This window comes from Variovorax sp. KBS0712 (assembly GCF_006323185.2).
In the GTDB taxonomy this organism is placed as follows: domain Bacteria; phylum Pseudomonadota; class Gammaproteobacteria; order Burkholderiales; family Burkholderiaceae_C; genus Variovorax; species Variovorax boronicumulans.
Genome location: NZ_VCCD02000003.1, coordinates 318436 through 343421, shown reverse-complemented (window position 1 = coordinate 343421; position 24986 = coordinate 318436). Strand labels below are relative to the sequence as shown.

The window sequence follows — 24986 nt, the reverse complement described above, 5'->3', positions numbered from 1 at the left end:
TCAACCGATCGTCATCAGGCTCGCATTGCCGCCGGCCGCGGCCGTGTTGACGCTCAGCGCGCGCTCCAGCACCAGGCTTTCGAGCGGGATGCCGGTGTCGCCCGGCGCGAAGCCGCGCACGCCGACGATGGGGCCGGGCCGCGCCGCCACCTGCTGCAGCACGCCGGCAAGGTGGCCGGCGTCGCCATGGTGCAGCACGGCATCGAAGACCACGGTGGGCGCGCGCCAGTCGTTGGCGAGCACGACCGCGTGGCGTGCCTCGTCGGGCAGCGCGGCCAGCAGTGCGTGCGCGCCGGGCGCATCGGCGGGCCAGATGGCGGTGCTGCCGACCGACAGCACGGCCGCCAGTTGCACGAGCCGGTCGGCTTGCGCATCGGCGAGGCACAGCACGGCCTCGCGCGGCTGCAGCGTGTAGACGTTGCGCTCGCCGGTCGGGCCGGCCAGCGTGCGTGCGCGGCCGACGTGGGCCAGGCCCGCGAAGCGGCGGCATTGCGCGGCCAGCGCGTCGCGGCCCGTGTCGCGCGCCCAGCCTTCGAGCGCCGCGAGGCCGGTCGACGGGGAGACGGGTGCGTCGTCCGCCACGGCGCGCGCCAGCACGTCGTCGGGCCGCGCCGACAGCAGGCGCGCCATGTACAGCGGCCCGCCGGCCTTCGGCCCCGTGCCCGACAGCCCTTCGCCGCCGAAGGGCTGCACGCCCACTACCGCGCCGACCATGTTGCGGTTCACGTAGACGTTGCCGGCCCGCGCCTGCGCCACCACCTGCGCAATGGTCTCGTCGATGCGCGTGTGCACGCCCAGCGTGAGGCCGTAGCCGCTGCCGTTGATCTGGCCGATGAGCGCGCCCAGGTCGCGGCGGCGGTAGCGCAGCAGGTGCAGCACGGGGCCGAACACCTCGCGCTGCAGCTCGCCCAGGTGTTCCAGCTCGACCAGCGTGGGCAGCACGAAGGTGCCGTGGCGCGTGTCGTGGCCGAACTCGCGGCCCTGGCGGAACACGCGCCGGCCGCGCCCGCGCATGCCGGCGATGTGGCGCTCGATGCCGTCGCGCGCCTCGTCGTCGATGACGGGGCCCACGTCCACCGCGAGCCGCGCGGGGTTGCCGATGCAGCTCTCGGCCATCGCGCCCTGCAGCATCGCCACGAGGCGGTCGGCCGCTTCTTCCTGCACGCACAGCACGCGCAGCGCCGAGCAGCGCTGGCCGGCGCTGTCGAAGGCCGAGGCCATCACGTCGGCCACCACCTGCTCCACGAGCGCGGACGAGTCGACGATCATCGCGTTCTGCCCGCCGGTCTCGGCGATCAGCGGCACCGGCGCACCGTGCGCACCGAGGCGCATCGACAACGTCTTCTGCAGCAGGCGCGCGACCTCGGTCGAGCCCGTGAACATCACGCCCTGCACGCGCGCGTCGCCGACCAGCGCGGCGCCGACGGTCTCGCCGCGCCCCGGCAGCAGCTGCACCGCCGCGCGCGGCACGCCGGCCTCCCACAGCACGCGCACCGCTTCGGCGGCGACCAGCGGCGTCTGCTCGGCCGGCTTGGCCAGCACCGGGTTGCCGGCCGCGAGCGCGGCGGCCACCTGGCCGGTGAAGATCGCCAGCGGAAAGTTCCACGGGCTGATGCACACCACCGGCCCGAGCGGGCGGTGCGTGGCGTTGGCGAAGTCGGTGCGCGCCTGCGCCGCGTAGTAGCGCAGGAAGTCGACCGCCTCGCGCACCTCGGCGATGGCGTTGGCGCCGCTCTTGCCGGCCTCGCGCATCAAGAGGCCGAGCAGGCGCGGCTGCTGCGCTTCGAGCGATGCGGCGGCGCGATCGAGGGCGGCGGCGCGCTCGGCGGGTGGCGTGGCGGCCCACGCCGCGGCGACGGCTTCGGCCTGCGCGATGGCCGAGGCCACGTCGCCCGGCACCGCGTCCTGCACCTGGCCGACGAGGTCGCGGCGGTCGGCGGGGTTGCGCACGTCGGCCCAGGTGCGACTGGCTTCGTCTTCGGCGCGTGGCGCAGCGAGCATCGGCGTCGCGCGCCACGGCTCGCTCGCGCTGGCCTGCAGCGTGGCGGCGAGCGCATGCAGCGTGGCTTCGCTCGCGAGGTCCAGGCCCTGCGAGTTCGCGCGCTGCGCGCCATAGAGTGCGGCCGGCAACGGAATGGCCGCGTGCGGCAGGCCCATCGCGCCTTCCTGCGCAGCCATGCGCTCGACGGTCGCGACCGGGTCTTCCACCAGCGTGTCGAGCGGAATCGACGCGTCGGCGATGCGGTTCACGAACGAGGTGTTGGCGCCGTTCTCCAGCAGCCGCCGCACCAGGTAGGCCAGCAGCGTCTCGTGCGTGCCCACCGGCGCGTAGATGCGGCAGGGCCGACCGAGCGGACCCACCACCTGCTCGTAAAGCGGCTCGCCCATGCCGTGCAGGCACTGGAACTCGTACTGGCCCGGCGTGTAGCGCGACGGGTCGGCCATCGTGTAGATCGCGGCCAGCGTGTGGGCGTTGTGTGTGGCGAACTGCGGGTACACCGCGTCGGGCGCGTCGAGCAGCCGGCGCGCGCAGGCCAGGTACGACACGTCGGTGTAAGCCTTGCGCGTGTAGACCGGATAGCCCGCCAGCCCGTCGAGCTGCGCGCGCTTGATCTCGCTGTCCCAGTAGGCGCCCTTCACGAGCCGCACCATGAGCCGGTGGCCGCTGCGGCGCGCGAGGTCGATCACCCAGTCGATCACCAAGGGGCAGCGCTTCTGGTAGCCCTGCACCACGAAGCCGATGCCCTGCCAGCCCGCCAGCGCGGGCTCGAAACACAGGCGCTCCAGCAGGTCGAGCGAGAGTTCGAGCCGGTCGGCTTCTTCCGCGTCGATGTTCAGGCCGATGTCGTAGTGCAGCGCCAGCAGCGCCAGGTCGCGCAGCACCGGGTACAGCTCGGCCATCACGCGCGTGTACTGCGCGCGGCTGTAGCGCGGGTGCAGCGCCGACAGCTTGATCGAGATGCCCGGCCCGCCGTACACGCCGCGCCCGCTCGAAGCGCGGCCGATGGCGTGGATGGCGTCTTCGTAGGCTGCGCGGTAGCGGCGCGCGTCGTCGGCCGTGAGCGCGGCCTCGCCCAGCATGTCGTACGAATAGCGAAAGCCCTGCGCCTCGAGCGTGCGCGCATGCGCCAGCGCCTGGGCGATGGTTTCGCCGGTGACGAACTGCTCGCCCATCATGCGCATCGCCATGTCCACGCCCTTGCGGATCAGCGGCTCGCCGCCCTTGCCGATCAGCCGCGTGAGCGTGGCCGACAGGCCCGTCTCGCTGTGCGTGGCCACCAGCCTGCCGGTGAGCAGCAGACCCCAGGTGGCGGCGTTGACGAACACCGACGGGCTGTGCCCCGCATGCGCCTGCCACTGGCCCTGCGCGATCTTGTCGCGGATGAGCGCGTCGCGCGTGTCGGCGTCGGGAATGCGCAGCAGCGCCTCGGCCAGGCACATCAGCGCCACGCCTTCCTGCGACGACAGCGCGTACTCCTGCAGCAGGCCCTGCACCAGGCCCGAACGGCCGCCGCCATTTTTGCGCTGGCGCAGCTGGTGGGCGATGCGGTGGGCGAGGGCGTGGGCTTCGGCGGCCTGGTCGGCCGGCAGCCGGGCCTGCGTGAGCAGCGGTGCCAGCGCCTCCGACTCGGGCGGCCGGCAGGCGGCCGTGATGCGGGTGCGCAGCGCGGACGGCGCGGCGGGGCCGTCGGCGAAGGTGGCAAACGTCGAGGGAAGGGGGGCGGGATCGTTGGCGCTCATGGTGCGTCGGTGGTGGTGATGTGTTGGATGATTTCAGCGAATGGCATGAATATTTCTCCAAAAAACAGTCACTTCGACGAGTAAGTCTCTGCGGACTGGACGATCAGCTTTCAGCCCGGGGTTGACTGAATTTCTATTTCATTGGATATTTCATCCAATATGAAAGAAGAATCAGCTTCGCCTCCCAGCCTCAACGACCGCATCGCCCAGCGCGTGCGCGCCCTGCGCGCCGCGCGCGATCTCTCGCTCGACGCCCTGGCCACGCACTGCGGCGTCAGCCGCTCCATGATCTCTCTGATCGAGCGCGGCGAGAGCAGTCCGACGGCCGTGCTGCTCGAAAAACTCGCGACCGGCCTGGGCGTGCCGCTGGCCTCGCTGTTCGAGTCCGACGCGCCGGCCGCCAGCCCGGTGTCGCGCCGCGCCGACCAGCTCGAATGGCGCGATCCGCATTCGGGTTACCTGCGCCGCAACGTCTCGGCCGGCGGCGACGCCTCGCCGATCCAGATCGTCGAGGTGCTGTTTCCGCCCGGCGCGCGCGTGGCCTACGAAACCGGCGCGCGCGAGCCGCGCATCCACCAGCAGGTGTGGGTGCTCGAAGGCTGCATCGAACTCGCGGTCGGCGACCAGCAGCACCGGCTCGAGGCCGGCGACTGCCTGGCGCTCGTGCTCGACCAGCCCACGAGCTACTTCAACCCCACCCGCGAGACGGCGCGCTATGCGGTCGTCATCACCAGCGCGCCCGCCCACGCATCCAACCGGAAATGACCATGACTGCTGCCGCCACCACCTCGCGCCTGCGCGCCCTTTCTTCCGTCACCGAGGCCGAGCTGAACGCTTTGGCCGACGTGCTCATCGACTGCGTCGACGGCGGCGCCTCGGTGAGCTTCATGCCGCCGCTCACGCCCGAGCGCGCACGGGCCTTCTGGCGCCACGTGGCCGACGGCGTGGCGCGCGGCGAGCGCGAGCTGCTCGTGGCCGAGGACAACGAGGGCATCGTCGGCACCGTGCAGCTGGTGCTGGCGCAGCCCGAGAACCAGCCGCACCGCGGCGAGGTCGCGAAGATGCTGGTGCACCGCCGCGCGCGGCGCCACGGCCTCGGCGCGCTGCTGATGAAGGGCGCCGAACAGCGCGCGCGCGACCACGGCAAGACCCTGCTGGTGCTCGACACCTCCAGCCCCGAGGCCGAGCGGCTGTACACCCGCTGCGGCTGGCTGCGCGTGGGCACCATCCCCGGCTACGCACTGCTGCCCGACGGCACGCCGTGCGGCACCACCTACTTCTACCGCGCGCTCGGCGACTGACGGCCGTGCGGTCTACAGTCGGCCGGTCCGTTCATTTCCCGTCGCCATGAAACACCCCTTCGCCGAACTGATCGACCTGCACTGCGAGCAAGCCACCGCCGGCGCCAGCACCATGACGCTGGTCGTCGCGCCGCAGCACCTGAACCCGCACGAGGTGGTGCACGGCGCCGTGCTGTATGCGCTGGCCGACACGGGCATGGGCACGGCGCTGTACCCCACGCTCGAGGCGGGCGAGATCTGCGCCACCATCGAGATCAAGATGAACTACTTCAAGCCCGTGTTCGAAGGCCAGGTCGTCTGCAGGACCACGCTGCTCAACCGCGGGCGCACTGTCGCCAACCTGGAGTCGCGGCTGTACGTGGGCGAGGTGCTCGTGGGGATGGCGAACGGGAACTACGCGATCTTCCGGCGCAGCCGCGCCGAGGGCTGAGCGCTGTTCATGGCGTGACGCCGCAGGTGCGCTGGCCTGGCGCCGGCACGCGAACCGGGGCCACCGGCGTCGCCGCCCGCTTCGCTGCCGCCACATGCAGCAGCAGCGCCACCACCACCATCGCCACGCCGGCGATCTCGTGCGTCGCGGGCGGCTTGCCCAGCGCCACGCCCATCAGCAAGGCCGACACCGGCACGAAGTTCAGGAGGGCCGTGCCCGTGACCGCGCCGAGCGCGCGCACGCCGTGGTTGAAGGCCAGCACCGCGAGTGCTGACGGCACCAGCCCCACGTACAGCAGCACCTGCCACGACAGGCGCAGCCCCTGCGCGTCGGGCGCGGGCGAGGCGCCCAGCGCGGTCATGCCCACCGCCACGGCCAGCAGCAGCGGCCACGAGGCCAGCACCGTGAGCGCGGTGTAGTCCACCGTGTCCAGTGTCGGAAAGCGCGCCGCGCCGCGTGTGTAGACGACCCAGCCCAGCGTGCCGACGAAGGCGATGGCATCGCCCAGCAGCGTGTCGTGCGACAGGCCTGCGCCGCCAGGCGACAGCAGCCCGGCCACCGTGGCCACGCCGGCCAGCGCCAGCGCGGCGGTCAGCAAGGTCGTGCGCGTCGGGCGCACGCCGTCGAGCCACCAGCGCAGCAGCTGCGTGGTGATCGGCGTGGTGGCGATCAGCACCGCGCCGTGCGAGGGCACCGAGTGCGAGAGCCCGACGAACAGCAGGATGCTGAACACGCCGAAGCCCGCAAAGCCATGCAGCGCCAGCGGCACCGCGTGCTGCCGCAGCTTGTGCCAGCCGCCGCTGCCGCGCAGGCCCAGCAGCGCGGCGAACACCAGCGCCGACAGGGTGTAGCGGATGAGCGTGAGCCACACCGGCGCCACGTGCTGCAGCACGCCCTTGCCGACGAGGAACAGGCTGCCCCAGCTGGCGGTGGCGAAGAGCAGGGCCGCAATGCCCGGCAGGCGTGAGGAAGGGGAGGACACGGGAAGGCCTTTCAAGAAAAAAGAGGGAGCGCGTGGCCTGAAGGATGGGGACGGGCCGCCGCGAAGGCCATTCGTTTCTTTGGACAGGGGCTTCCGAAAAAGCGAACGGACGACTGCGCCGCACGCGCTCACAATCCGCGGTCATGGAGCTGTACCAACTGAAGACCTTCGTCGCCATCGCGAAGGAGGGCAACCTGACCCGCGCCGCCGAACGCGTGTTCACCAGCGCCCCGGCCGCCAGCGCGCAGCTCAAGGCGCTCGAAGACGAACTCGGCGTGCGCCTGTTCGAGCGCACGCCGCGCGGCATGTCGCCCACCGCGGCCGGCCGGCGCCTGCTCGAGGAGGCCGAGCGCACGCTGGCCTCGGCGATGCGCATGCAGTCGGCCGCCGACCAGCTGCGCGGCGCGGCGCAGGGCGTGGTGCGCTTCGGCACGGTGGTCGATCCGGTGGCGCTGCGCCTGGGCAGCGTGCTGGTCACGCTGGCGCAGCAGCACCCGCAGGTCACGCTGCAGCTCAAGCAGGGGCTGTCGTACGAAACCCTGGCGGCCGTGCAGCGCGGCGAACTCGACTGCGCTTACGTGCTCAGCGATGCCGAGCGGCTCGAAGGCTTCGAGCTGCGGCGCCTGGGCGTGGTCGACCTGGCCGTGGGCCTGCCGCTGGCGGTGGCGCAGGCGCACCCCGATCTCACGCTCGAACAGCTCACCGACCTGACTTGGGTCGGCACGCCGCCCTCGTGCATCCTGCGCGCGCACCTCGAAAAGCTCTTCGCTTCGGCCGGGCGCGACTACCGCCAAGGCGTCACCGCCGACGGCGAGAGCGCCATCCGCAGCATGGTCGCCAGCGGCATGGGCGCGGGCCTGATGCGGCTGGACCAGGCCGAGCAAGGCGAGCGCCAGGGCGAACTGAAGATATGGAACGGTTGGCGCTCACACACGTGGCTGTGCTGGGTCGCGCCGGCCGGCGGCCAGCGCTCGGCGGCGGTCGAGGCCGTGCGCGGCGCGGTGTTCGACGCCTGGGCCTGACCCGGACCTGGTGCGCCCCGGATTTCCGCAGTGGCAGGCCGCGCCCTGGCCTGTCATCATTCGCGGCGCATGACTCACCAAGCTCCCGTCCCCCTCGCCGATCTGTTGAACCGCGCCAGGCAGGCCCTGGCCACCCCGGACGGGGCGCTGCCCCCGGCCCCGCCCGCCAACGACGAGGCCGGCTGCGTGGTGTTCCTCGCGATGGGCGAGGGCGAAAGCCGCGCCCGCGTCGTCATGGGCCGCGGCCCCGACACCGAGGCCGCGTGGCAGGCCGCCGCCGAGGCGCTGGCCGTGAAAGCGAAGCGCGCCGAACGACCGGCGCAGCGGCTGCGCGCGGAGATCGTCGAGCGCACCACGCCGATGACCTGGGGCGAACTGAAGGCGCGGCTGGCGCAGACCAAGCGCAACTACTTCAACGAAGGCATCGCGCTCGACGCGCGCTTCGAGACCGCGCTGCTCGCGCAGGAGATGCACGGCAGTGCCGTGCTCTACAACGGCACGGTCGACCACGCGGAGCCCAACAACGGCAACCTGCGCACGCACACCAAGCGCCGCTTCGGCGACGAGCGCGACTTTCCCACCGACGACGCCGCGCCCGTGTGGTGCTTCACCACGCGCGCCGTGTACGTCGATGCCGACGGCGCCTGGCCGCTCACGGCCGAAGGACAGGCCGCGGGCTTTCGCACGCTCACCGACTGGAACGCGGCGCAGGTGCGCGCGCTGGTCGATTCGGCGAGCGACTACCTGGCCGAGCAGGTCAAGCCCACGGGCGAGTTCCACTACGGCTGGTTCCCCTGCTTCGACCGCGCGATTCCCACCTACAACACGCTGCGCCACGCCAGCTCCACCTACGCCATGCTCGAAGGCTGGGAGCTCACGCGCAGCGACGTGCAGAAGGCCGCCATCGACCGCGCGCTGGCCTTCCTGAGCCAGCGGCTGATCCGCCGCGCCACGCTGGCCGACGGCACGCAGGCCGCGTTCCTGGTCGACATCGGCAACGAGATCAAGCTCGGCGGCAACGCCGTGTGCCTGCTGGCGCTGGTGAAGTACACCGAGCTCACCGGCGATGCGCAGTACCAGCCGCTGATGGAGCAGCTGGCGCTGGGCATCCGCTCCATGCAGGACCCCGAGACCGGGCGCTTCGTGCACGTGCTCAACCACCCGGGGCTTGATGTGAAGGAGCCCTACCGCGTCATCTACTACGACGGCGAGGCGGCCTTCGGGCTGATGCGGCTGTACGGCCTCACGCGCGACGCGCGCTGGCTCGCGGTGGTCGAGAAGGCCTTCGAGCACTTCATTGCCGCGGGCCACTGGCGCGCGCACGACCATTGGCTGAGCTACTGCGTCAACGAACTCACGCGCTTCAAGCCCGAGACGCGCTACTACCAGTTCGGCCTGCAGAACATGGCGGGCCACCTGGACTTCGTGCTGGAGCGCATCACCACCTTCCCCACGCTGCTCGAGTTGATGATGGCCGCGCGCGAGATGGTGTTGCGGCTGGAAGCCGACCCGGCGCTGCGCCCGCTGCTCGCAGGGCTCGATCGCCACAAGTTCGACCGCGCGTTGGAGCACCGCGCGCGCTACCTCGCCAACGGCCACTTCTGGCCCGAGCTGGCGATGTTCTTCCGCCACCCCGACCGCATCGCGGGCTCGTTCTTCATCAAGCACCACAGCTTCCGCGTGCGCATCGACGACGTGGAGCACTACCTGTCGGGCTACGTGGCCTACCACCGGCTGCTCGAGGCGCGCGAGGCGCAGCAGCAGAGCGCGCAGCTCACGCAGGCCACGGCCGAACCGGCTGCACCGCGCGGTGCCGAGGGCATCGTGCTGTGGGGCGGCGACGTCAACCTGGGCCGGCGCCAGCACTACCGCATGCACGACCTCGGCGGCCCGGCCCGCATGCTGGGCGACATCCCCGCGCTGCGCGAGGCCGACCTGCGCATCGTGAACCTCGAATGCGTGGTCGCCACCACGGGCGAGCAGGGCGTCGAGAAGGACGAGGGCTGCCCCTACTACTACCGCGCGCGGCCCGAGATGCTCGCGGCGCTGACCGAGGCCGGCATCGACATGGTCGCGACGGCCAACAACCACAGCGGCGACTACGGCCCCGAGGCGCTGCTGGAGCAGCACGGGTTGCTGAACGCCGCCGCCATCGCGTTCGCTGGCACCGGGCCTGATCTCGACTCTGCACTGAGCCCCGCCTTCCGCCAGGCCGGTGGGCTGCGCGTGGCGCTGTTCTCGCTCGACGCCACGCAGCCGCGCTTTGCCGCCACCGCGAAGCTTCCTGGCGCCGCCTGGCTGTCGCTCGACGACCCCGACGCCTGGCGCGCCACGCTCGCGCCGCGCATCGCCGCCGCACGCCACGAAGCCGACGTGGTGCTGGTGGCCGTGCACTGGGGCGAGAACCTGGAGACCGCGCCGTCGCGCGCCGAGATCGCCGTCGGCCATGCCATCGTCGAAGCCGGCGCCGACGCGGTGCTCGGCACCTCGGCCCACGTGCTGCAGGGCATCGAGGTCCACCAGGGCCGGCCGATCCTGCACGACGCGGGCGACCTGCTGTTCGATGCCGTCCGCAACGACCTCGCGGACTCCGGCGTGTTCTCGCTGCGCCTCGGGCCGCACGGCGTCGAAGAGGTGGTGTTCACGCCGGTGGGCGTGGGTTTCGGTTTCTCGCAGCAGCTCGCGGGCGAGGCGGCGCAGGCCGCGAGCGCGCGTTTTGCCGAGCTGTGCCGCGCGCTCGGCACCGAGATGACGGCGCGGCCCGACGGGCGCTGCGCGCTGCAGCTGTCGCCGCCCGAACGCACCGCGCCGGCCGGCCGTCCACCGCTGGCGCCGCTGTCGGCCTCGCGCCCGCCCGCGCTGGTCGGCCCCGTGCTCGCGCCCCGGCCCGAGTGGTCGGTCGATGCCGTGCCCGAGGACGCCAGGATTCGCCCGCTGCAGTTCGGCCCGCTGCGCCTCGTGGGCATCCGCCTCGCGCCGACGCAGATCATCGGGCGGCGCCTGCTGTGGGTCGAGTCGTTCTGGACCGCCGATGCGCCCGTGAGCGCCGACCTGCGCGTGCAGTTCCGCGCGTTGCCGATGCGCAGCACCACCATGCCGCCCTGGGGCGAGGCCATGGACCACGACCCGTGCGACTGGATGTGGCCCACCAGCCGCTGGACGCCGGGGCGCATCTACCGCGACCGCTACGGCCTGCGCGCGCCGCGCCTGGGCCTGCTCGAGAACGACGTGCTGCAGATCGAGGTGCGCGTGCGCGGCAGCATGCCCGACCTGCCGGGCGCGCGCCGGCTGCCCGTGTGGTGCGGCCTGCGCGTGCCGAAGTTTCCGACGCCGCTGCCCGAGCGCCCCGCGCCCGTGCTCGCGGCGCTGCGCCCCGGTGCCCCGCCGCAGCCGTCGCCCGTGTGGACCGCCGACGAGCTGCAGCGCGTCACCGGCGGGCAGTGGCTGGTGCCGCCGCCGCCGGGCTGGTTCGTCAACGCGGTGGTGCGCGGACCGACGCACATGGCGCGGCTGCCGAAGCCGGCGCTGTTCATCGCGTCCGACTACCGCACGCTCGCCAGGCACGAGAACTACAGCAAGCCGCGCGCCGACAACCCCGACCGCCACGAAGACGTGCCCGTGCTGCAGCACGCGCTCGCGGGCGCCGTGGTCGCGCACCCGGTGGACGGTCTCGACCCGTCGTTCCCGCTGCTGCAGGTGGACGACCCGATCCGCGCCATGATCGACCTGGGCGTGGCCGCGCGTGCGCGTTTCAAGGGGCGCGTGGTGGGCGTGACCGGCACGGTGGGCAAGTCGTCCACCATCGCCATGCTGCGCGACCTGCTGCCCGAGGCGGCGCGCGTGCACACCACCATCGACAACTACAACTCGCGTGTCGGCGTGCCGGCGATGCTGGCCAACCTCGCGGCCGACGCCGACGTCTGCGTGCTCGAGATGGCGCAGAGCGCGCTGTGGATGGACCGCGGCCCGATCTCGCTCGTGGCGCGCCCGCACGTGGCCATCCTCACCGAGATCGGCCTGTCGCAGACCCGCCAGACCGCCACGCTCGAGCAGACGGCCGAGTTCAAGTCACGCATCTTCCTGGGCCTGGAGCCCGGCGGCGTGGCCATCGTGCCCGACCACATCCCCTGCCTGATGCAGGTGGTGCGGGCGGCCGCGCGCACGGCGGGCGCCATCTGGGTGGTGGGCAGCAGCCCCGACGCCAACATCCGCATCGTCGACACGCGGCCCGAGCCCGACGGCGGCTGCCGCGTGCGCATCGCGCTGCCGGGGCGCACGGTCGAGTACCTGTTCCCGATCGCGAGCGCCGGGCTGGTGCGCAATTCGGCGCTGGCCTTTGCGGCGCTGCTGGCGCTGGGCTTCGATGCCGAGGCCGCGTGCGCGCGCATGCCCTTCGTGCGCCTGCCGGCCTCGGTGATGCAGCTGCGCCCGCTGCGCACGCAGGGCGGCGTGCAGGCGACGCTGATCGACGACAGCTGGAACGCCGAGGTCATGTCGATGCGCAACGCGATGGAGTTCGTGCGCACCTGCCAGCATGCGGCGCACGGGCCGGTGACGCGCAAGATCGGCGTGCTCGGGCGCATCATCAACCTCGACAAGGAAGCCGAAGCGATGCACCGCAGCCTCGCCGCGCCGCTGCTGGCCTCGGGCATCCAGCACCTCGTGACGCACGGCGCCGAGATGCGCTGGCTGCGCGAGGAGGTGCCGGCCGAACTGCTCGGCCCGCACTTCGAAGACGCCGCGCAGCTCACCGGCTACCTCGGCGACTTCTTGCGCGACGGCGACCTGGTGCTGGTGAAGGGCGACCGTCAGCAGTCCGACTTTGGCCTCATCTCCGAACTGCTGCAGAAGCTATGACCCCGCGCGCGCGCCTGGCCTGTGTGCTCCTTGCCCTCGTGCAGACGGCCTGCGCGCAACGTGCCGATGCGCCGAAGGCCGCAGCGCCGCGCGAGCCGGGGGCCTCCGCGTCGGCCGAGGGCGCGCTGCTGCACTGGAACCAGCCCGCCGTGCGCGCCAACTGCCCCGACCGCCCGGGCTTTCTCTGGGTGCAGGCGGTCGAGGGGCCGTCGTGCATCCGCTACTTCGCGAGCCGCGACATCGACGACGCGCGCATCGCCATCGTGCAGTTCTCGGGCGACCGCGACAGCGTGATGAACCTGTCGCCCACGCGCATCCCCGGCAACACCGAACCGCTGCGCACGCTCGACGCGCAGGCCGCGAGCGACCGCGCGGGCATGCCGTGGATCTTCATGGCGCGCCCCGGCACCTACGGCTCGTCAGGCGACCACCGCCAGCGGCGCGAGGCGGTGGAGTTCCATGCGCTCGACGCGGCGCTGGAGGCGCTGATGCAGCGCCACCGGCTGCAGCGCGTGGTGCTCTTCGGCCACAGCGGCGGCGCCACGGCCGGCGCCGCGCTGCTCACGCTCGGGCGCACGCGCGTGGCCTGCGCGGTGCTCACCTCGGGCGCCTTCGACCTGCTGGAGCGCGCGCGGCTGCTCGGCCGCTCGAAGAATGGGCGCACCGACACCACGGGCAGCGCGCAGGTCTACGACCCGCTGGACCATGTGGCCGGCATCCCGCGCGACCCGCAGCGGCGCATCGTGCTCATCGGCAATCCCGGCGACCGCAACACGCCGTTCGCGCTGCAGCAGCGCTTTGCCGACGCGGTGGGCAAGGCGGGCCACCGCGTCGAGGTGATGACGCACGACGCCGAGCCTCCGACCTTCCACGACCTGAAAGACCGCATCGGCCTGCGCACCGCATCGCAGTGCGCGCGCGAGGCGCTGCAGTCGCAAGCCCGATGATCGAACCCCTCACTTCGCGCCCCTTCGGCGCCATGCCCGACGGCCGGCCCGTCACCGAATACACGCTCGACAACGGCCACGGCCTGCGCCTGAGCGCCATCAACCTCGGCGGCATCGTCACCGCGCTGCACGTGCCCGACCGGCAGGGGCGCAGCGCCAACGTGGTGCTTGGGTTGCCCTCGCTCGATGACTACCTGAAGCCGCACCCGCACTTCGGCACCATCGTCGGCCGCTACGCGAACCGCATCGCGGCGGGCCGCTTCACGCTCGATGGCACCGCTCACCAGCTGGGCCTGAACGACGGCTTGAACACGCTGCATGGCGGCGCCACGGGCTTCGGCAAGCGCTACTGGGAGATCGTGCCGGTGCCGCATGAACTCGCGCTCGAGCTGCGCTACACCAGCGCCGACGGCGAAGAGGGCTACCCCGGCGAGGTGCAGCTGACGGTGCGCTACACCTTGAGTGCCACCGCCAACACCTGGCGCATCGACTACCGCGCCACCACCGACCGGGCCACGGTGATCAACCTGAGCCACCACGACTACTTCAACCTCGCCGGCAGCGGCTCGGTGATGGACCATGTGCTGACGCTGCCCGCGAGCCGCTACTGCCCGGTGGATGCCACGCTCATTCCGCTCGGGCTGGGCGAGGTGGCCGGCACGCCTTTCGATTTCCGCACGCCGACGCGCATCGGCGCGCGCATCCGCGAAGGGCACGAGCAGCTGCTGCGCGCGCATGGCTACGACCACAACTGGGTGCTCGATCGCAGCGGCACGGGCCTGGCGTTTGCGGCGCGCCTCGCCCACGAGGCCTCGGGCCGCGTGATGGACGTGCACACCACCGAGCCCGGCGTGCAGTTCTATTCGGGCAACTTCCTCGACGGCAGCCTGCTCGGCAGCGCGGGTGCGAGCCTGCGCCAGGGCGACGGCCTGTGCCTGGAGACGCAGCACTTTCCCGATGCGCCGAACCAGCCGGCGTTTGCGTCGACCGTGCTGCGCCCCGGCGAGGTGTTCGCCAGCACGACCGAGCACCGCTTCGGCATCGGCTGACCACGGATCAGCGCTGTGGGCTCTGCACCGTCGCCGCGACGATCCGGCGCACCACCGGCAGCACCACGAGCAGCGAGGGAAACGCGGCCAGCCACGACACGCCCCATGCGGTCATCCACATCTGGAAGAGGCCCGAGGCCAGCCCCACGCTCTTGAGCGTGGAGATGCCCGCCACGATGCACGACATGAAGATCGACAGCAGGAAGGGCATGGCGATGCCCGCATAACGGGCCGGCAGTTTTCGGGTGGTCATGATGGGGCAAGCTCCTGGATGTGGTTGTTCAAGGTGCGCGGACGAGGTTGCAGCCCACCTGCGCCGTCGGCACCGTCGGCGCCGACCACCCGCACGGTGGGTCTGTGTCGTTGTTTCATGGAATGATTCCTTCGCTTCGTTTGTGGCCATGCGGCCTGCGACCGCGAGGCCTCGAAGATACGAACGGCAGGCGCCATCGGGAAGCCATGCGCGCCGCCATAGACCTTCATCCAGACCGAGAGAATCCATGGACCAGATTCAGGACATCCGGGCCTTCGTGGCCATCGTCGACCACGGCAGCCAGAGCGCGGCGGCCCGGCACCTGGGGCGCTCGGTGCAGTCGATCAGCCGCTCGCTGAGCGTGCTCGAGCGCAGCCTCGGCGTGCAGCTCCTTCGCCGCACCACGCGGCAGTCGTCGGTCACCGAGGTGGGGCTGGCCTACCACCGCCGCGTGCAGGCCGCGCTGGCGGAGTTCGATGCGGCGGCCGTCGAGGCCAGCAGCCAGCTCGCCTCGCCGCGGGGCCTGCTGCGCGTGGCCGCGCCGGTGCAGTTCGCGCCGGCCTTCGTGGTGCCGCTGATCGGCGCGTTCATGCAGCGCTACCCGGACATGGAGGTCGAGCTCACGGCCTCCGACCGTTTCGTGGACCTGATCGAAGGCGAGCTGGACCTGGCCATCCGCATCGGCGAGCTGCCCGATTCCGAACTGGCGGCCAAGCCGCTCGGCGAGCTGCGGCTGGTGGTGTTCGGCTCGCCGGCGTACTTCGCGCGGCACGGGCGGCCGCAGCGGCCCGAAGACCTGGCCGACCACCAGTGCGTGGTGCGCACCACGCACGGCAGCGACGCGCACTGGCCCTTCACGGTCGACGGCACGCTGCAGCGCGTCAAGGTGGCGGGGCGCTTCCGGGCCGACAACACCGCCGCGATCTATGCGGCCGTGCTGAGCGGGCTGGGCCTGTTCTTCACGCCGCTGTGGCAGATCCGCGACCTGCTCGACAGCGGGCAGGCCGAACTGGTGCTGACCGAGTTCGAGTCGCCGAGGATTCCGGTCCACGCGGTGTGGCCCTCATCCCGTGGCAGCTTCGCGCGGGCCCGGCTGTTCGCCGATTTTGCGGCGGCGCACCTGCCGTCGCTGCAGCCGCGCGAGGGGGCCTAGCCCGCGAACAGCGTCGCCGGCACGCCCGGGCTGTCGATGCGCACCGAGAAGAGCCCACCGGCCAGCGGCTCGCTCTGCAGCTGTGCTTCGGTGCGGCCGTTGCGCGCCGTCGTGATGTAGAGCGTCTGCATGTCTGCACCGCCGAAGGCGCAGTCGGTCACGTTGCTCGCGGGCAGCGCGATGCGGCACAGCTCGGCGGCGCTCACCGGGTCGTGGCAGGTGACGCAGGCGCCGTCCCAGTGCGCGATCCACAGGCGGCCGGCCGCGTCGGTGGTCATGCCGTCGGGCAGGCCGTCGCCCTTCGGGAAGCGGTGCCACACGCGCTTGTTCGACACCGCGCCGGCGTCCATGTCGAAGTCGTAGGCGTACAGCTTGTTGATCGCCGTGTTGTTGAAGTACATGGTGCGGCCGTCGCCCGACCATGTCGGCCCATTGGTCACCTCGAAGCCGTCGTCGTGCCGCGTGCAGTGGCCGTCGGCGTCGAAGCGGTAGAGCGCGCCGGTGGGCGCCTTGCAGTCGAAGTCCATGCTGCCGGCCCAGAAGCGGCCGCGGCTGTCGCACTTGCCGTCGTTGAAGCGGTTGCCGGTGCGCTCGGGCTCGGGCTGGTGCAGGTAGCGCGGCTTCGTGGTGTCGCCGGGCGCGGTGGTGTCGAACAGCGCGAAGCCGCGGCGCAGCGTGAGGAACAGGCCCGGCGCCGACGCGCGCTCGGCGATGGCGGTGATCTCTTCGTCGAAGTGCCAGGTGCGCTGCGCGCCCGTGGCCGGGTCGTAGCGGAACAGGCGCGGCTGCAGGATGTCGATCCAGTACAGCGCCTGCTCGCGCACCGACCACAGCGTGCCTTCGCCGAGGTCGGCGGCTGCCGGCCAGAGGCATTCGGGCGTGCCGAGCACGCGGGGCGCTGCGAGCGGCGAAGAAGGGGCGCTTGTCTCTTGCATGTTCATTTGTTCTTTCTGAATGTCATGTCGCCTTGACGCGGCGGATCGTATCAAGGCATATTGATAATAGAAATTGAAAATAACTGCATCGATTGATATGTATTTTGCAATGTCATGAGATGCCCCTGGAGACCTTGTCCTTGAATTCCCCCCAGCTTTCCCTCCATCCCAGCCTGAAGGGCCGCACCGTGTTCGTCACCGGCGGCGGCAGCGGCATCGGTGCGGCCATCGTCGCCGCGTTCGCGGCGCAGGGTGCGCGCGTGGCCTTCGTTGATATCGCAGAAGGTGCCAGCGCAGCGCTCGCCGCGCAGATCGCCGGGGCCGGCCACGCCGCGCCGTGGTGGCGCGCCTGCGACGTGCGCGACATCGGCGCGCTGCAGCAGGCCATGGCCGACGCGGCCGCCGAGCTCGGCGACTTCGCGGTGCTGGTCAACAACGTGGCCAGCGACGACCGCCACACGCTCGCATCGGTCACGCCCGACTACTACGACAACCGCATGGCCATCAACGAACGGCCCGCGCTGTTCGCGATCCAGTCGGTGGTGCCGGGCATGAAGCGCCTGGGCTTCGGCTCGGTGATCAACCTCGGCTCCACGGGCTGGCAGACCAAGGGCTCGGGCTACCCCTGCTACGCGATCGCCAAGTCGTCGGTGAACGGCCTCACGCGCGGGCTCGCGGTGGAGCTGGGCCGCGATCGCATCCGCATCAACACCGTCTCGCCCGGCTGGGTGATGACCGAGCGGCAGGTGGCGCTGTGGCTCGACGAGGAGGGCGAGAAGGCGCTGCACCGCAACCAGTGCCTGCCCGACAAGCTGATGCCGGAAGACATCGCGCGCATGGTGCTGTTCCTCGCATCGGACGACGCGAAGATGTGCACCGCGCAGGAGTTCACCGTGGACGCGGGCTGGACCTGATCAGTCCATCTCGAGTTTGCGTCCGTAGACGCTCATGCTCGCCGTCTTCAGCGCCTTCATCATCACCTTCGCGGCGGGCGACAGCAGCCGGTCGGTGCGCGTGATGATGCCGAAGGCGTCCATGTGGCAGGGCATGTCCAGCGGCAGCAGCGACACGATGCCGTGCGCCGCGTAGTAGCGCGCCACGTCGGTCGCCAGCACCGCGACCATGTCGCTCTGCTGCAGCATGCGCGTGATGAACAGCAGCGCCGGGCTCTCGATGATGTTGCCCGGCGGCGCCAGGCCTTCCTCCTGGAACATCAGCTCGAAGCGGTGGCGCAGCACGCTGCCCGCGGGCGGCACGATCCAGCCGGCGCCCACCACGTCGCGCAGCGTGAGGCCGCTCACGCCCAGCAGCGGATGGCCGGGGCGCACCAGCGCGCACACGGGCTCCTCGGTGAGCGCCTCGTAGCGCAGCTGCGACTTGTCGTGCTCGGCGAACAGCCGCGCCACGAGGATGTCGAGCTTGCCCTGTTCGAGCCGCTCGAGCAGCACCGGGCTGGTCTCGATCTCCAGTGACACGCGCAGGTCGGGCTGCTCGCGCTTGACCATCGCCACGGCCGGCGGCATCAGCGTGAGGCCCGGCGCGGTGATGGCGCCCACGTTCACCTGGCCGAGGCGCCCGGCCTTCAGCGCGGTGAGCTCGTCGTGCGCCTGGTTCAGGCTGGCCAGTGCCACGCGGGCGTGGCGGATCATGGTCTCGCCGTACCAGGTGGGGCGCATGCCGCGCGGCAGCCGCTCGAACAGCGGCACCTCCAGCACGTCTTCCAGGTCCTTCAGCAATTTCGACGCGGCGGGCTGCGTCATGTTGAGCACCTGCGCCGCGCGGTGGATGTTGCCTTCCTCGGCCAGCGCCACCAGCAACAGCAGCTGGCGGGTCTTGAGGCGGGCGCGGATGAACCAGTGGTTGTAGGTGTTCATGAAGAGGCTGCGAACGAAGGTCTGACGGGGTTTTCCAGAATCCACCGATTGATATGCATTTTGTCTAAAAAACGATTGGATCGATATCGAAATCATTCCTAGACTTCCGCCCCAGTCCCATAACAACAGAGACAAGGCAACGCCACGGTGATCCACGGCGAGCTTCGGCAAAGCGTGCGCCAGTACATCAACGGCCGCTGGGAAACCAGCGCGACCACCGGTGTCAGCGTCAATCCATCGGACACCAGCGAAGTGGTGGCCGAGTACGCACGTGCCGACCGGCGCCAGGTCGAGCTGGCGATTCGCGCGGCCAGCGAAGCCTTCGTGCACTGGAGCCACAGCACGCCGCAGCGGCGCGCCGACGTGCTCGACCGCATCGGCGCCGAGCTGCTGGCCCGCAAGGACGAGCTGGGCCTGCTGCTGGCGCGCGAGGTCGGCAAGACGCTGCCCGAGGCCGTGGCCGAGGTGGCGCGCGCGGGCCAGATCTTCAAGTTCTTCGCGGGCGAGGCCCTGCGCGGCGGCGGTGGCGAGAACGTGGCCTCGGTGCGCGCCGGCGTGCAGGTCGACGTGACGCGCGAGCCGGTCGGCGTGGTGGGCCTCATCACGCCGTGGAACACGCCCTTCGCGGTGCCGGCCTCCAAGATCGCCGCGGCGCTGGCGCACGGCAACAGCGTGGTCTTCAAGCCGGCCGAGCTGGTGCCGGCCTGCGGCTGGGCGCTCACAGACATCATCGGCCGCGCCACGCTGCCGGCCGGCGTGTTCAACCTCGTGATGGGCAGCGGCCGCGAAGCGGGCCAGGCGCTGGTCGACAGCCCGCTGGTCGATGCGCTGAGCTTCACCGGCTCGGCCGCCAACGGTGAACGCGTGCTGCAGGCCGCCGCCGCACGGCGCGCCAAGGTGCAGCTGGAGATGGGCGGCAAGAACGCGCTCGTGGTGCTGGCCGATGCGGACCTCGACCGCGCCGTCGACTGCGCGGTGCAGGGCGCCTACTTTTCCAACGGCCAGCGCTGCACCGCATCGAGCCGCCTCATCGTCGAGGCCGCCGTGCACGACGCCTTCGTGGCGCAACTGCGCCAGCGCCTGAAGACGCTGAAGATCGGCCACGCGCTGGAACGCGGCATCGACATCGGCCCCGTGGCCGACGAAGAGCGGCTGGCGCAGAACCTCGCGTGGATCGACATCGCGCGCGAAGAGGGCGCGGAGCACGTGTGGGGCGGCGAAGCACTGCAGCGCGCCACCGCCGGCCACTACATGAGCCCCGCGCTCTTCCTGGCCCAACCCGGGCACCGCATCGCGCGCGAAGAGATCTTCGGGCCGCTGGCCTGCGTGTTGCGCGCCGCCGATTACGACGAAGCGCTCGCGCTGTGCAACGACACGCCCTTCGGCCTGTGCGCGGGCATCTGCACCAACTCGCTCAAGCACGCGATGCACTTCAGGCGCCATGCCGTGGTCGGCATGACGATGGTCAATCTGCCGACCGCGGGGGTGGACTTTCACGTGCCCTTCGGCGGCCGCAAGGGGTCGGGCTACGGGCCGCGCGAACAAGGGCGCCACGCCGCGGAGTTCTACACGACGGTGAAGACCGGCTACATGCTGGCCTGACCGAACACATCACAGACGCATCAAGAAGGAGACAACCATGACCATGAATCGCCGCACCCTCAACACCGCGCTCGCCGCCGCAGCCCTGGGCAGCATGCTGCCCATGTCCGCCCTCGCGCAGAAGAAACTCGTGCTCGGCTTCGCGCAGGTGGGCGCCGAGAGCGAATGGCGCACCGCCAACACCGAGTCGATCAAGTCCTCGGCCAAGGAGGCGGGCATCGAACTGAAGTTCTCCGATGCGCAGCAGAAGCAGGAAAACCAGATCAAGGCCATCCGCTCGTACATCGCGCAGAAGGTCGACGTGATCGCGTTCTCGCCCGTGGTCGAGTCGGGCTGGGAAACCGTGCTGCGCGAAGCCAAGGCCGCCAAGATCCCGGTGGTGCTGACCGACCGCTCCGTGAACACCAAGGACGACTCGCTCTACGTGACCTTCATGGGCTCCGACTTCACCGAGGAAGGCCGCAAGGCCGGCCGCTGGCTGGTCGAGAAGATGAAGGACCAGAAGGGCGAGGTGAACATCGTCGAGCTGCAGGGCACCGTGGGCTCGGCCCCGGCCATCGACCGCAAGAAGGGCTTCGAGGAAATCATCAAGGCCGACCCGAAGTTCAAGATCACCCGTTCGCAGACCGGCGACTTCACGCGCGCCAAGGGCAAGGAGGTGATGGAAGCCTTCCTCAAGGCCGAGGGCAAGAAGATCAACGTGCTCTACGCGCACAACGACGACATGGCCATCGGCGCCATCCAGGCGATCGAAGAGGCCGGCATGAAGCCCGCGAAGGACATCACCATCATCTCGATCGACGGGGTGAAGGGCGCCTTCGAAGCCATGATCGCCGGCAAGCTCAACGTGTCGGTGGAATGCAGCCCGCTGCTCGGGCCGCAGCTCATGAGCGCGGTGAAGGACATCAAGGCCGGCAAGACGCTGCCCAAGCGCATCGTGACCGAAGAAGGCATCTTCCCGATGGAAGTGGCTGCCAAAGAGTTTCCCAATCGCAAGTACTGAGGGCCGACCGACATGAAACGCAACTTCCTCAAGGCCTCGCTCGCGGGCCTGGCCCTCGCCGTCGTCGGCTTCACGCCGCTGGCCCACGCGCAGGACAAGGGCCTCATCGCCATCTCGATGCCCACCAAGTCGTCGGCGCGCTGGATCGCCGACGGCGCGAACATGGTCAAGTACTTCAAGGACAAGGGCTACAAGACCGACCTGCAGTACGCGGACGACGACATTCCCAATCAGCTTGCGCAGATCGAGAACATGGTGACGAAGGGCTCGAAGGTCTTGGTCATTGCCGCCATCGACGGCACCACGCTCTCCGACGTGCTGCAGAAGGCCGCTGACAAGGGCGTGAAGGTCATCGCCTACGACCGGCTCATCAAGGGCTCGAAGAACGTCGACTACTACGCCACCTTCGACAACTTCCAGGTCGGCGTGCTGCAGGCGCAGTCGATCGAGGCGGCGCTGGGCCTGAAGAGCGGCAAGGGCCCGTTCAACATCGAGCTGTTCGGCGGCTCGCCCGACGACAACAACGCCTTCTTCTTCTACAACGGCGCGATGTCGGTGCTCGATCCGTACATCAAGAGCGGCAAGCTCGTGGTGCGCAGCAAGCAGATGGGCATGGACAAGGTCGGCACGCTGCGCTGGGACGGCGCGGTGGCGCAGGCGCGCATGGACAACCTGCTGTCGGCCTTCTACACGAAGGACCGCGTCGATGCGGTGCTGTCGCCGTACGACGGCCTGTCGATCGGCATCCTGTCGTCGCTCAAGGGCGTGGGCTACGGCTCGGGTTCGCAGCCGATGCCGGTGGTGTCGGGGCAGGACGCGGAGATTCCCTCGGTCAAGTCGATCCTGCGCAAGGAGCAAAGCTCCACCGTGTTCAAGGACACGCGCGAGCTGGCGAAGGTGACGGTGGCGATGGTCGACGCCATGCTCTCGGGCAAGGCGCCCGAGGTGAACGACACCAAGACCTACAACAACGGCATCAAGGTCGTGCCCTCGTACCTGCTCAAGCCGGTGAGCGTGGACGGCTCCAACTGGAAGCAGGTGCTGGTGGACAGCGGCTACTACAAGGAAAGCCAGGTCAAGTGAGCCCGACCGGCGAAGCGCGCACGATCCTCGCGATGCGCGGGATCACCAAGACGTTCCCGGGCGTGAAGGCCCTGAGCAACGTCAACCTCGCCGTGCGCGCGGGGGAGATCCACGCGGTGGTCGGCGAGAACGGCGCGGGCAAGTCGACGCTCATGAAGGTGCTGAGCGGCGTCTACCCGTGCGACTCGTACACCGGCGAGATCCATTTCGAGGGCGAGCTGCGCCGCTTCAAGGGCATTGCCGACAGCGAGAAGCTGGGCATCATCATCATCCACCAGGAGCTGGCGCTGGTGCCGCTGCTCTCGATTGCCGAGAACATCTTCCTGGGCAACGAGATCGCGAGCGGCGGCGTGATCGACTGGTTCGCCGCCTATGCGAAGACGCGCGAGCTGCTGGCCAAGGTGGGCCTGAAGGAGCCGCCCACCACGCTGGTGACCGACCTGGGCGTGGGCAAGCAGCAGCTGGTGGAGATCGCCAAGGCGCTGGCGAAAGAGGTGAAGCTGCTGATCCTCGACGAGCCCACCGCGAGCCTGAACGAGAACGACAGCGATGCGCTGCTCGCGCTGCTGCTCGAACTGAAGCGCCAGGGCATCGCGTCGATCCTCATCTCGCACAAGCTCAACGAGATCGCCAAGGTGGCCGATTCGATCACCGTGCTGCGCGATGGCGCGACGGTGGAGACGATGGACTGCCGCAGCGCGCCGATCAGCGAAGACCGCATCATTCGCGGCATGGTGGGCCGCGACATGGAGCACCGCTACCCGCAGCGCTCGCCCAAGATCGGCGAGACGGTGCTGGAGGTGCGCGACTGGCGCGTGCACCACGCGCTGCATGCCGACCGCGAACAGATCAAGGGCGTGAACCTGCAGGTGCGCCAGGGCGAGATCGTGGGCATCGCGGGCCTCATGGGCGCGGGTCGCACCGAGCTCGCGATGAGCGTGTTCGGCAAGTCGTACGGCCAGCGCATCAGCGGCTCGGTGCTGATGCACGGCAAGCCGGTGGACGTGGGCACGGTGCGCAAGGCCATCGACCACGGCATCGCCTACGTCACCGAAGACCGCAAGGGCCTGGGGCTGGTGCTGGAGGAAGGCATCCGCAAGAACATCAGTCTCGCGAACCTCGATGCGATTTCCGAACGCGCGGTGATCGACGACGGCCGCGAGTTCAAGGTGGCCAATGACTTCAAGAAGGCATTGAACATCCGTTGCTCGGGCGTCGAGCAGCTGGTGGTCAATTTGTCGGGCGGCAACCAGCAGAAGGTGGTGCTTAGCAAGTGGCTCTTCACCAAGCCCGAGCTGCTGATATTGGACGAGCCCACGCGCGGCATCGACGTGGGCGCCAAGTACGAGATCTACACCATCATCGACCAGCTCGCGAGCGAGGGCAAAGGCATTCTCATGATTTCTTCCGAACTGCCCGAGCTGCTGGGCATGTGCGACCGCATCTACGTGATGAACGAGGGCCGCTTCGTGGCCGAGTTCACGGCGGCCGAGGCGTCGCAGGAACGCATCATGCATGCGATCGTGAGCGCAGGGAGTTCCGTTCATGTCCCTGCCTGAAGCCAACGCGGTGCAGGGCGCCGCACCTGCCGTCACCCCGAAGCTCCATGTAGGCTTCCTGAAGAACAACCTGCGCGAATACGGCATGCTGATCTCGCTGGTCGCGATCATGGTGCTGTTCCAGGTGCTGACCGACGGCACGCTGCTGCGCCCGCTCAACCTCACCAACCTGCTGCTGCAGAACAGCTACGTCGTCATCATGGCGCTGGGCATGCTGCTGGTGATCGTGGCGGGGCACATCGACCTGTCGGTGGGCTCGGTCTGCGGTTTCATCGGCGCGCTCGCGGCGGTGCTGATGGTGGAGTACGAATGGCACTTCGTGCCGACCGCGATCATCAGCATCGCGGCGGGTGCCGTCATCGGTGCGGCCCAAGGCTGGTTCGTCGCGTTCCGCAAGATCCCCTCGTTCATCGTCACGCTCGCGGGCATGCTGGTGTTCAAGGGGCTCACGCTGGCGCTGCTCGCGGGACAGTCGGTGGGGCCGTTTCCGGTCGAGTTCCAGCGCCTGAGTTCGGGCTTCATTCCCGATCCACTCGGCGGCGACACGGTGCGCACCACCTCGCTGATCGTGGGCGCGCTGGCGGCCGCGGCGCTGGTGTTCTTCAAGCTGCGCGGGCGCGCCAAGCTCAAGGCGCACGGCATGGAGCAGGAGCCCTACGCCTTCTTCCTCGTGAAGAACCTGTTCTTCGCGGCGATCATTCTTTTCTTCAGCTACCTGCTCTCGACCTACAAGGGCCTGCCCAACGTGCTGGTGGTGATGGCGGTGCTGATCGTGGTGTACGACTTCGTCACCAACCGCACCACCATCGGCCGGCGCATCTATGCGCTGGGCGGCAACGAGAAGGCCGCGCGGCTGTCGGGCGTGAAGACGCAGCGGCTCGCGTTCCTCACCTTCGTGAACATGGGCGCGCTGGCGGCGCTCGCGGGCCTCGTGTTCGCGGCGCGGCTCAACACGGCCACACCCAAGGCGGGCCTGGGCTTCGAACTCGACGTGATCGCGGCCTGCTTCATCGGCGGCGCCTCGGCCTCGGGTGGCGTGGGCCGGGTGATGGGCGCGGTGATCGGCGCCTTCATCATGGGCGTGATGAACAACGGCATGTCGATCCTCGGCATCGGCATCGACTACCAGCAGGTCATCAAGGGGCTGGTGCTGCTGGCGGCGGTGTTCATCGACGTCTACAACAAGAACAAGTGA

General features: G+C 70.0%; 20 protein-coding genes. 14 read left to right on the top strand and 6 right to left on the bottom strand.

What is annotated here, in order from left to right:
* Positions 1-3741, bottom strand: a complete 3741-nt coding sequence (putA, locus tag FFI97_RS26345) for a trifunctional transcriptional regulator/proline dehydrogenase/L-glutamate gamma-semialdehyde dehydrogenase (protein WP_144004532.1) — start codon at positions 3739-3741, stop codon at positions 1-3.
* Positions 3742-3900: 159 nt separating this feature from the next.
* Here putA and FFI97_RS26340 point away from each other — a divergent pair, with 159 nt between their 5' ends.
* The 3 genes from FFI97_RS26340 to FFI97_RS26330 are packed head-to-tail and all read left to right on the top strand — an operon-like array spanning position 3901 to position 5472.
* On the top strand, positions 3901-4506 hold the full coding sequence (locus tag FFI97_RS26340) for a helix-turn-helix domain-containing protein (protein WP_139700845.1): 606 nt from the start codon (positions 3901-3903) through the stop codon (positions 4504-4506).
* Entirely contained in the window at positions 4503-5042 is a 540-nt protein-coding gene (locus FFI97_RS26335) for a GNAT family N-acetyltransferase (protein WP_139700847.1), read from the top strand. Before FFI97_RS26340 ends, FFI97_RS26335 begins: the two co-directional genes overlap by 4 nt.
* 46 nt (positions 5043-5088) lie before the next feature.
* Entirely contained in the window at positions 5089-5472 is a 384-nt protein-coding gene (locus FFI97_RS26330; protein WP_095743667.1) for a PaaI family thioesterase, read from the top strand.
* Positions 5473-5479: 7 nt separating this feature from the next.
* On the opposite strand, the gene FFI97_RS26325 is transcribed toward FFI97_RS26330, so the two are convergent.
* Positions 5480-6454 carry a DMT family transporter gene (locus tag FFI97_RS26325; protein ID WP_139700849.1) on the bottom strand — a complete coding sequence of 325 codons (975 nt, stop codon included), beginning with the start codon at positions 6452-6454 and terminating at the stop codon, positions 5480-5482.
* Positions 6455-6597: 143 nt separating this feature from the next.
* On the opposite strand from FFI97_RS26325, the gene FFI97_RS26320 reads away from it, so the two are divergent.
* The 4 genes from FFI97_RS26320 (at position 6598) to FFI97_RS26305 (ending at position 14329) form a co-directional block, all read left to right on the top strand.
* Positions 6598-7476, top strand: a complete 879-nt coding sequence (locus FFI97_RS26320) for a LysR family transcriptional regulator (protein ID WP_139700850.1) — start codon at positions 6598-6600, stop codon at positions 7474-7476.
* A gap of 69 nt (positions 7477-7545) precedes the next feature.
* Positions 7546-12333, top strand: a complete 4788-nt coding sequence (locus FFI97_RS26315) for a CapA family protein (RefSeq protein WP_139700852.1) — start codon at positions 7546-7548, stop codon at positions 12331-12333.
* Positions 12330-13280 (top strand): alpha/beta hydrolase family protein, encoded by a 951-nt coding sequence (locus FFI97_RS26310; protein ID WP_139700854.1) that lies wholly within the window; start codon positions 12330-12332, stop codon positions 13278-13280. Before FFI97_RS26315 ends, FFI97_RS26310 begins: the two co-directional genes overlap by 4 nt.
* Positions 13277-14329, top strand: coding sequence for an aldose epimerase family protein (locus FFI97_RS26305; protein WP_139700857.1), 1053 nt, complete (start codon positions 13277-13279; stop codon positions 14327-14329). The genes FFI97_RS26310 and FFI97_RS26305 overlap by 4 nt, the downstream gene beginning before the upstream one ends.
* Positions 14330-14336: 7 nt before the next feature.
* On the opposite strand, the gene FFI97_RS26300 is transcribed toward FFI97_RS26305, so the two are convergent.
* Together FFI97_RS26300 and FFI97_RS34145 are read right to left on the bottom strand one after the other, a co-directional pair.
* Positions 14337-14582, bottom strand: coding sequence for a DUF2798 domain-containing protein (locus tag FFI97_RS26300; protein WP_185993724.1), 246 nt, complete (start codon positions 14580-14582; stop codon positions 14337-14339).
* Positions 14579-14701, bottom strand: coding sequence for a hypothetical protein (locus FFI97_RS34145; RefSeq protein ID WP_260685189.1), 123 nt, complete (start codon positions 14699-14701; stop codon positions 14579-14581). The genes FFI97_RS26300 and FFI97_RS34145 overlap by 4 nt, the downstream gene beginning before the upstream one ends.
* Positions 14702-14829: 128 nt before the next feature.
* Here FFI97_RS34145 and FFI97_RS26295 point away from each other — a divergent pair, with 128 nt between their 5' ends.
* The gene (locus tag FFI97_RS26295) at positions 14830-15735 is read left to right on the top strand and encodes a LysR family transcriptional regulator (protein ID WP_139700859.1); all 906 of its coding nucleotides are present in this window, start codon (positions 14830-14832) and stop codon (positions 15733-15735) included.
* On the opposite strand, the gene FFI97_RS26290 is transcribed toward FFI97_RS26295, so the two are convergent.
* Entirely contained in the window at positions 15732-16676 is a 945-nt protein-coding gene (locus FFI97_RS26290) for an SMP-30/gluconolactonase/LRE family protein (RefSeq protein ID WP_139700861.1), read from the bottom strand. The genes FFI97_RS26295 and FFI97_RS26290 overlap by 4 nt on opposite strands.
* Before the next feature lie 134 nt (positions 16677-16810).
* Here FFI97_RS26290 and FFI97_RS26285 point away from each other — a divergent pair, with 134 nt between their 5' ends.
* Positions 16811-17584, top strand: coding sequence for an SDR family NAD(P)-dependent oxidoreductase (locus FFI97_RS26285; protein ID WP_409574650.1), 774 nt, complete (start codon positions 16811-16813; stop codon positions 17582-17584).
* Here FFI97_RS26285 and FFI97_RS26280 read toward each other — a convergent pair whose 3' ends face one another.
* Positions 17585-18544 carry a LysR family transcriptional regulator gene (locus FFI97_RS26280; RefSeq protein WP_062480583.1) on the bottom strand — a complete coding sequence of 320 codons (960 nt, stop codon included), beginning with the start codon at positions 18542-18544 and terminating at the stop codon, positions 17585-17587. It abuts the gene before it with no gap.
* Between the two features lie 147 nt (positions 18545-18691).
* On the opposite strand from FFI97_RS26280, the gene FFI97_RS26275 reads away from it, so the two are divergent.
* From FFI97_RS26275 to mmsB, 5 genes are read left to right on the top strand one after another with little or no spacing between them, the layout of a single operon-like run.
* Complete coding sequence (locus FFI97_RS26275; RefSeq protein ID WP_139700865.1) at positions 18692-20146, top strand: aldehyde dehydrogenase family protein; 1455 nt, start codon at positions 18692-18694, stop codon at positions 20144-20146.
* A gap of 37 nt (positions 20147-20183) precedes the next feature.
* Positions 20184-21149 (top strand): ABC transporter substrate-binding protein, encoded by a 966-nt coding sequence (locus tag FFI97_RS26270; RefSeq protein WP_139700867.1) that lies wholly within the window; start codon positions 20184-20186, stop codon positions 21147-21149.
* Between the two features lie 12 nt (positions 21150-21161).
* Positions 21162-22232, top strand: a complete 1071-nt coding sequence (gene chvE / locus FFI97_RS26265) for a multiple monosaccharide ABC transporter substrate-binding protein (RefSeq protein ID WP_139700870.1) — start codon at positions 21162-21164, stop codon at positions 22230-22232.
* A gap of 32 nt (positions 22233-22264) precedes the next feature.
* Complete coding sequence (mmsA, locus tag FFI97_RS26260; protein ID WP_139701147.1) at positions 22265-23791, top strand: multiple monosaccharide ABC transporter ATP-binding protein; 1527 nt, start codon at positions 22265-22267, stop codon at positions 23789-23791.
* Positions 23778-24986 (top strand): multiple monosaccharide ABC transporter permease, encoded by a 1209-nt coding sequence (gene mmsB / locus FFI97_RS26255; protein ID WP_139700872.1) that lies wholly within the window; start codon positions 23778-23780, stop codon positions 24984-24986. The genes mmsA and mmsB overlap by 14 nt, the downstream gene beginning before the upstream one ends.